Source organism: Pseudomonas sp. 05N434 (genome assembly GCF_056396965.1).
In genome coordinates this window covers 1-5,193 of the sequence record NZ_JBFTMK010000364.1, presented here as the reverse complement: position 1 = coordinate 5,193, position 5,193 = coordinate 1, and the positions used below count along the sequence as shown (strand labels likewise).

General features: G+C 59.9%; 3 protein-coding genes and 1 pseudogene. 3 read left to right on the top strand and 1 reads right to left on the bottom strand.

Annotated features, from left to right (window positions below):
• Together AC1DLB_RS20615 and pgm are read left to right on the top strand one after the other, a co-directional pair.
• A pseudogene (locus tag AC1DLB_RS20615) lies at positions 1-293 on the top strand (PLP-dependent aminotransferase family protein); the annotation flags it as partial.
• A gap of 110 nt (positions 294-403) precedes the next feature.
• Positions 404-2,050: a phosphoglucomutase (alpha-D-glucose-1,6-bisphosphate-dependent) gene (gene pgm, locus AC1DLB_RS20610; protein WP_477785551.1), complete on the top strand. Its 1,647-nt coding sequence runs from the start codon at positions 404-406 to the stop codon at positions 2,048-2,050.
• Between the two features lie 154 nt (positions 2,051-2,204).
• Here the strand turns inward: pgm and AC1DLB_RS20605 are convergent, their stop codons facing one another.
• Positions 2,205-2,900: a pirin family protein gene (locus AC1DLB_RS20605; RefSeq protein WP_018926013.1), complete on the bottom strand. Its 696-nt coding sequence runs from the start codon at positions 2,898-2,900 to the stop codon at positions 2,205-2,207.
• A 281-nt stretch (positions 2,901-3,181) separates the two neighbouring features.
• Between AC1DLB_RS20605 and AC1DLB_RS20600 the strand changes: the two genes are divergently transcribed.
• Positions 3,182-5,193: UvrD-helicase domain-containing protein (locus AC1DLB_RS20600; protein WP_477785550.1), on the top strand; the 2,012-nt coding region annotated here is incomplete at its 3' end.

Sequence of the window (5,193 nt, the reverse complement as noted above, 5' to 3'; positions counted from 1 at the left end):
GCATGGTGCTGATGACCCAACTGCTCCAGGAGCGTCTGCCGGAATCGCTGCATTTCGTCGAGCCCCAGGGCGGGGCGACGGTGTGGATTCGCTCGTTGCGCCAGGTCAATGTACATCGAGTGTTCCAGAGACTGCTCAAGCAGCAAGTGGTCATCGCACCGGGGGAGTTGTTCAGTTTGCAGGGCCTGCACGCGCAGCACTTGCGCCTGAGTCATACATTCGGTGGCGACCACGAGCTCGTCGCTGCACTGGGGCTACTGGGGGATGCCTTGCGTCTGGAATCGATCGATTGAGCCGAGGTGGCAGAGCTCCTCGGAACCTGACATTCGATAACGTCGCGCAACGGCCAAACTGTCAGTAAACTGCGCTCCTATCCCGAACCACTCTCTCTCAGAGGTTTTGCATGACACTCAGTCCTTTTGCGGGCAAACCGGCACCGGCAGAACTGTTGGTCGACATCCCGCGACTGGTAACGGCCTATTACACCGGCCAGCCCGATGCAGCCATTTCTACCCAGCGCGTCGCCTTCGGCACGTCCGGACACCGAGGTAGCTCGTTCGACTTGAGTTTCAACGAATGGCATGTCCTGGCCATCAGCCAGGCGATCTGCCTGTATCGCGAGGCCCAGGGCATCGATGGCCMGCTGTTCGTCGGGATCGACACCCACGCACTGTCCACGCCGGCCGGTGCCAGTGCCCTGGAAGTGTTGGCGGCGAACGGTGTCACGGTGATGATCGCCGAAGGCGACGAGTACACCCCGACGCCGGCCATTTCCCATGCGATTCTTTGCTACAACCGCGGGCGCACTTCAGGCCTGGCGGACGGCATCGTCATCACGCCGTCCCACAACCCGCCGCAAAGCGGTGGCTACAAGTACAACCCAACCAACGGCGGCCCGGCCGATACCCACATCACCAAGTGGATCGAAGCCAAGGCCAACGAGTTGCTGGCAGCCAGGCTCGCCGGCGTCAAACGCATCAGCTACGAGCAGGCCCTGAAGGCCAGCACTACCCATCGTCATGATTACCTCAACACCTATGTCGCTGACCTGATCAACGTGATCGACTTCGACGCCATCCGCGATGCGAAGCTGCGTCTGGGTGTCGATCCGCTGGGCGGAGCAGGGGTGCGCTACTGGTCGGCGATTGCCGAGCACTACCGCCTGGACCTGGAAGTGGTGAATAAACAGGTTGATGCAACGTTCCGTTTCATGACCGTCGACTGGGACGGGCAGATCCGCATGGACCCATCGTCCAGCTATGCCATGCAAGGCCTGATCGGCCTGAAAGAGCGTTTCGACGTGGCGTTTGCGTGCGACCCGGACCACGACCGTCATGGCATCGTGACCCCGTCCGGTGGTTTGCTGGCGCCGAACAACTACCTCGCGGTCTCGATCGACTACCTGTTCCAGAACCGTCCACTGTGGCGCGCCGATGCGGCCGTGGGTAAGACCGTGGTCAGCAGCGGCTTGATCGATCGCGTCGCCAAACGCCTGGGCCGTCGTCTGTACGAAGTGCCGGTCGGTTTCAAATGGTTTGCCGACGGTCTGTTCGACGGCTCCCTGGGTTTTGGCGGTGAAGAAAGCGCCGGTGCATCGTTCCTGCGCAAGGACGGCGGTGTCTGGAGTACCGACAAGGACGGTTTGATTCCGGCGCTGCTGGCCGCTGAAATGACCGCTCGCACGGGCCGTGACCCAAGCCAGGCCTATCGCGCGTTGACCGATGAACTGGGTGAGCCGTTCTCGGTACGCGTTGATGCCAAGGCCAATCCTGAACAGAAAGCTCTGCTGAGCAAATTGTCGCCGGACCAGGTCACCTCGACTCAATTGGCGGGCGAAGCGATTCAGAGCATCCTCAGCCATGCACCGGGCAACGACCAGGCCATTGGCGGTCTGAAAGTCATGACCGAGAACGGCTGGTTCGCRGCGCGKCCGTCGGGCACCGAGGACATCTACAAGATTTACGCGGAAAGCTTTGTCAGTGACGACCACCTGAAACAACTGGTGGCCGAGGCCCAGACACTGGTAGATGGCGCAATTTCTGCGAAGTGATTGAAAGTCCTGTGGTGAGGGAGCTTGCTCCCTCGCCACAAATGAAATTGTCTAGTCCTGAAGCTGGTGTAAACCTTGTTCAGGACGGGACACACAGCCAAAAAAAGGGGCGACCATCAACGGTCGCCCCTTTTTTTGCCGCGCATTTACCGCCTCAAGCCACATCTACCAAGACGATTTCGCTGTCTTCGATCGCAGTCACCCGCAACACTTGCTCATCGGCAACCGCGACCCCGTCTCGAGCTTGTGCGCGCAAGCCATTGACTTCAATCGCTCCTGTCGCTGGCACCAGATAAGCGCGACGGCCACTGTCCAGACGATATTCAGCCGTTTCCCCGGCTTTCAGGTTGGCCGCCACCAGACGTGCATCGGCCCGAATCCGCAGGCTTTGATCGTCGCCGGCCTTGCCACTGGCCAGGGTCACGAAGCCTTCGCGCTGGCCTTTGGGGAAGGGCTTGGCGCCCCACGACGGTGCCAGACCGGTTTCGTTGGGGATGATCCAGATCTGAAAGATCCGGGTCTCGGTCGCTTCCAGATTGTATTCACTGTGGGCGATCCCGGTGCCGGCGCTCATGACCTGCACATCACCGGCTTCGGTACGGCCCTTGTTGCCCAGGTTGTCCTGGTGGGTAATCGCGCCTTCACGAACGTAGGTGATGATTTCCATGTCCCGGTGCGGGTGTTGCGGGAACCCGGTGCCGGGGGCAATCACGTCATCGTTCCACACCCGCAGGTTGCCCCAGTTCATGCGTTTGGGGTCGTAGTACTCGGCGAACGAAAAGTGGTGATGGGCATCCAGCCAGCCATGGTGCGCGCCGCCCAGGGAGTTGAAAGGTCTGAGTTCAAGCATGATCGTCTCCTGAAAAAGGTTCGTCATGGGGGCAGAACGTCTGAGCCACAAACGAGAACCGGTGGTTGATGGTCAGTATCATCCATCAGGTACCCATCGATAAAAAGCGTAAAAAATGCCTCAATACCATCGAATTATTTGATATCGAATAATCTCGAATTTTTCTCATCCAGCCTTCACTTCATCGCATAAGCCAATGACCTGTAAGCATTTCACTAGAACTCAACGGCAAATGCAGACACCATAGCCCCCGACAGCCTCACACACTGGAGTCCGCCTGCGTGCCGCAACACACACCCGATCTTCCGCCCGAACTTCGTCCCCTGGCCGAGATGCCTTTGCTCAAACGTCTGGCCGCCCGGTTCTTTGGCCACGGCCTGACCCGCCTGCGCGCGCAACACCGTGCGTCCTGGCTGCACGGGCAAGCCGACGGTTTTCGCAGCGGTCACAGCGCTGGCGTGGAATACGGCTATAAGGAAGGCAAGCTCGAGGGTCTGGAAGAAGGCCGGCAAGTGCTGCTGATCCGCGACTCGCGCTCCACCGAGCATCGACCGCCCAACGTCGATGACAACCTGTTCGACGATTGGCGCCTGCCATTGAGCGCCGAGCTGAAGAAGCGCATGAAGGCCGACGTGGCGCGACTGCTGCCTGCGCATGCCCAGCCGAGCGCTGCCCAATGGAAAATGATCTTCAGTGACACACCGTCGACTTCGGTGATCGCCGGCGCGGGCGCGGGCAAGTCGACCACCCTGGTGTTGCGTATCTTGCTGCTCAGCCATTACCTGGGGTTTGAGCTGAGCTCGATGACCGTGGTGACCTTCACCCGCGAGTCGCGCAAGGACWTCATCAATAAGCTGATCGAACTGTTTACCGTGTGGGGCCGGGCACTCAGCTTCAAAGAAGCGCGGGACCTGGTGCGTACTTTTCATTCGCGGATCCTGCCAATGGTGCGCAGCCTGCCGGGTTTCGAACGACTGCAAGCCTTCGAAAACCTCAGCTTTCGCGTGCAGGGCACCGATGAGGAGGTCGACAGCAACCCCTTCGACCTGCGAATCAACGACGCCCAGCGCCAGCAGCTCAACGTCTGCTATCACAGCCTGCATACCCGCGATGAGCGTTTCCGCGAATTGATCAAGCCGTTGTCTCGTCACGCCTTGCAGCTCAAGGAACTGGAGCGCGATCACCCGGACGTGCAAAAGCGCATGGCGGTGACTGAACTGGCGGCCAAGCGCGATGAAGAGCTGTGCGACACCATCGAGGACCTGTGGTTTCGCGCCGGCGCCTGGCCGATCAAGGGCATCGAGCCGAATCGTCAGACCTTCGACATCAACGGTTCGACCTTCCATTGCCACGGTTACATTCCGGCGCTGGATGCCTGGGTGGTGCTGGGTTTCGATCCTCGGGAAAATCCCCAGGTCAGCCGCCCGAATGCCAAGCTGACCGTGCGTGCGGAATGGGCTGTAAAGCGCACCTTGTTTCAAGCTTTCTGTCGTAAGCCATTGATATGGCTCGATAGTTACGAATCTTCAAAACGTGTTTTGGCGTCGCTTGCCGGTGACGCCAGCGCCGGGCCGGGCTTCGATTACAAGGTCAAGGGCGAGCTGGCTTCCGCGCCGTTGCTGGACTGTTTTGTCGCGGCAGCCGGGTTTATCGAAAACCTCGGCCTGGATGTGCCCAATGCCGTGGGCCAGATGAGTTTCGCCAAAGATGACCCGGACCGATTCTTCTTCGAGGCCTTGAGCCTGTTCTGGCGAGCGCTGGAAGATCATCTGCTGGATCAATCGCCACCCGTGATGACCTACAACCGGATGTTTGCCCTGTTCAGCGAGCATTCACCGGAGAATCTCAAGTTGCTCGGCGATGAACTGCTCAGGCCAATGTCGCACTTGATGATCGATGAGTTCCAGGACGTGTCGCCGCAGATCGTTTCCTGGATTCGCGCCAGCCTGGTCGAGATCCGCAGTCGTGGCCCGGCCATGCACGTAGGGCGCGGGGCGCAACGTTCGTCATTGCTGTGTGTGGGGGACGACTGGCAATCGATTTACGGCTGGCGTGGCAGCTCGCCGAGCTACTTCATGGAGTTCAACAAGGAGTTCCCGTCGCCGAGCACGACCAAGGTGATGCTCAGCGACAATTACCGCAGCCATCAGCACATCATCGACGCGGCGGAGCACATCGTCCGCGCCGCACCGGCAATCGCCGGCAAGAAGGCCAAGGCCAGCGGAGAACCCAAGGCGTTGCTGCCGGTGAACGTCCTCGATCGGGATGACCAGGGCATGGCCCAGCGCCTGAT